Genomic DNA, 3,482 nt, shown 5'->3' on the forward strand with positions numbered 1-3,482 from the left:
TGACAACGTCGCCAATGACGGCAGCGGTGATGTGCTTGACCCTGCAGAAACCATCGCTGATGGCGGTGTTACTAACGACAATACCCCAAGTGTGACCGTCCCTGCGGATCAGGTGGCTAACGGCACTCCGCAATTAATCATTGATGGCGCGGTGGTAGCATCAGACACTGTGACCAATGACGATGGTAGCGTGACCTTAACGCCAACCACGCCATTGGCTGATGGTGAGCATAACCTAAGCTACAACCTCACAGATGACGCCGGTAACCTAAGCGGTAATGCGCCTGCTACCACAGTCATTGTAGACACCACCACAATAGTGGCCCAAGATGACTCAGATGATTTAGATTTAGGTCAGCTACAAGTCACTACGTATCCATCGGTGAATAACGATAGTGTCACCGTACTTGGTGTCGCCGAAAGCGATAGTGGCACAGATGGTACGCTTGACTTTACGGTAAGTGAAGGCGCTACTGGTACGGTCAGTATCGCAGTTCAACAAACAGCGCTAGTCGCAGTAGCGGATGCAGTCAATATCGAAGTCTACAATAGCGCTGGCGACCGTGTTTATGTCGGTACGACTGGCGGTGATCCATTGGTGGGTAATGTAATCGGCCTAGATTTACTGGGTGTAACTGGCAACGATACACTGACAGCAACGGTATCTGGTTTAGAGCCAGATAACTACACAGTGGTGGTGCGCAAAAGTGAGAGTGCATTAACCACTTTAGTACAAGATGTGGAGTTGGCAGAGTTGGGTGACTCAGGCATCGTTTTAGGACCTGACAACCAAGAGGCTGTGTTAAATGCAGTAGAAACCTCACTCAATGCTGAAACACCTGGTTTGGGAACTATTGTCACAGGTATTTTGGAAGCTGCATTAGTAGTGTCAAATCAGTTAAGTATTGATGAGTTGATAAGTGTGCTTCAAGAAAATGCACTAGTAGGTGGCTTACTTGAAGGTGTGCTTGACCCAGTATTGGATGCGGTTGCAGTAGCATTACTCAGTAATACTCTAACAGTGCTTGAAAGCACTGATGTTACCGCCACATTGACCGAATTCGATTATGCTGAGACCACTGAAACCACAGGTAACGTGATTGACCCTGATGGGGCAGTAACGAATGAGTTGGGTGAAGATACGGTTACCGTCAACACTAAGCTGACGGACGTGAGTAGTGATAATGATACTTTGTCCGAGTCAACATCTCAGCTTGTCGACGGTGTTAATGTATTTACCATACAGGGACAATACGGTGTACTAGTTATTGACGAAAATGGTGATTATACCTATACGGCCAATGGTGATTATGCTTCGTCAGGTGAAACAGATGTGTTTGAGTACACTATCTCTAATGGTGCAGCGGGTAACAGCGATACCGCTAAACTGGTGATTAATATCAGTGCTACGGCACCTGATGCGCCAACCACAGCGGCAATTATTACAGACAACGTAGCCAATGACGGCAGTGGTGTACTAGCACCTGCAGAAATCATTGCCGACGATGGCACCACAAACGACAACACGCCAAGCCTTGAAGTGGCTGCCAATGTTATTGGCGACGGCGAAACATTACAGTTGGTGGTTAACAATGTTGTGGTTGATGCGGTAATCACTGAAAACGCCGATGGCAGTTATACCTTAACGCCGCAAACGCCTTTAGATGATGCTGCATATGAACTAAGCTATAACATTAAAGATGCTGTGGACAATGTGAGCGATAACGCACCTGCTGTAACAGTTACAGTAGATACAACCTCACCTGCGGCTGTAGACAATGAATCTACCCTAAACGTGGATGTCACGCCTACCATCACCACGCAAACAGTACAAACACAACCTGTAGGAGGGCTTTTAGATCTTGGCGTGCTGTCAGGTACGATAGACGTAAGTTTGCTTAGTAACAATGCCCTTACTTTTGTAGTACCCAATAACGCGACTGAGCAAGTGACAGTTAATGGCACTGGTTCAGCTTTCCTGAACTTATCATTGTTAGGTGATACCAATTTTGATCTTGTAGTCTATAGAGTTGAAGATGGTAGCGATGATGCCGTATGGGTATACACAGAAACAGATTGGTTAGTTGGCTCAGGCGATATTTTAGGTGCTTCGTGGAGTGCCAGTGATCTGGCATTACCAGAGTTTGATGGTGGCGGTACCTATTACGTGACATTAGGAAATGCTAGCGGGCTTTTAAATGCTAGCTTATTAGGTAGCTTATCTATCAGCACAGTGTCCGATGTGGTTACCAATTATAGCCCAGATGGCGGTGTTGATGGCTCGGTCACGGGTAACGTTATCACTGACTTGGGAATCGATGGTACGGATACGGCGGCTACTGGTACGGTAGTATCAGCAGTCGATGGCTTTGCAGTGACTGATGGCACAGGAATAGCCGGTGATTATGGCACATTGACCATCAATTCTGATGGTAGCTACAGCTATGCGGTCAACGCCACATTTACAGGTACTTATGGTGATATCGATAGCTTTGAGTATACGATTACGGCACCAAATGGCGAATCATCTTCTGCAAACCTAGAGATTGCGATCGACTATGATTCTGAGGGCGGGGCATCTGCAGGTCGTGTTAGCGCCAGCAGCTTCACACTTGCTGATGATGCAACTTCTATCGATATTCCTGATACCTCATTGACTGTCTCAAGCGAAGGGCTTGACGTTTTAAGCTTTGACAGCGCAGATCAAACCATCAGCTTATCTGATATCTTTGAAGTTGATGTCATAGACCTCAGCGGTATTGGTGCCAATACCTTGACCGTACAAGCGGAAGATATTGCGAGTTCAGGAACCTCAGATTCGATTTATATCAGAGGCGATAACGATGATACGGTAGATTTGGGTGTCATTGGTGCTGACCTTAGTGATACAGATGGCTCTGGTAATGCGGCAACGTGGGTAAATACTCAAACCACAACATCAGATGCGGATGGACAACAATATAACGTGTGGGCGCTGAGCACTGACTCGGCGACACAGGTCAATATTGATGTTGATATTACTAATGTTATCTAAGTTATACCAAATAGCTAGTATCGGCTAATTGTATTTTAAACGTGAAAACGCTCCCACAACGGGGGCGTTTTTTACACAGCATCGCCAATTATTTTAAGATATAGTTAATACTTAGCGTGCTTTAATAATTGCCCAAAAATAAGATATTCCCTCTATAACTAATAATATTATCCCATAAAGGAAGATAATAGCATGAGCGAAAATACCAATATAAATGGCTTGATTGCTCACCTAAAAAACAACTTACCCGCTATCTATGAGGGTTGGCTACAAACACATATTACCCAAGTAAGTAATAAAAATAATGCTGCAGCTGCAGATTTCAAAGATATCGTAGTAGATACATTGCCTTATACCTTTATTTTATCCGTCTCTGATGGTTATAAAAAAGCCAAAGTAGCCACCTTTGTTGTTACTGATTTAATACAGTCGGACACAGGCAGTATTA

General features: G+C 45.0%; 2 protein-coding genes. Both read left to right on the forward strand.

All coding sequences use genetic code 11. From position 1 onward, the window contains the following. The coding region (locus ACT3QP_RS14380) for a beta strand repeat-containing protein (protein WP_444525975.1) at positions 1 to 3,034 on the forward strand (3,034 nt) is incomplete at its 5' end. A gap of 192 nt (positions 3,035 to 3,226) precedes the next feature. Continuing rightward, positions 3,227 to 3,482, forward strand: a 256-nt coding sequence (locus ACT3QP_RS14385; protein WP_444525976.1) for a hypothetical protein, incomplete at its 3' end; no start/stop codon positions are given.

Origin of the sequence: Psychrobacter sp. AOP7-B1-24 (genome assembly GCF_052376215.1) — a bacterium.
Classification (GTDB): Bacteria; Pseudomonadota; Gammaproteobacteria; order Pseudomonadales; family Moraxellaceae; genus Psychrobacter.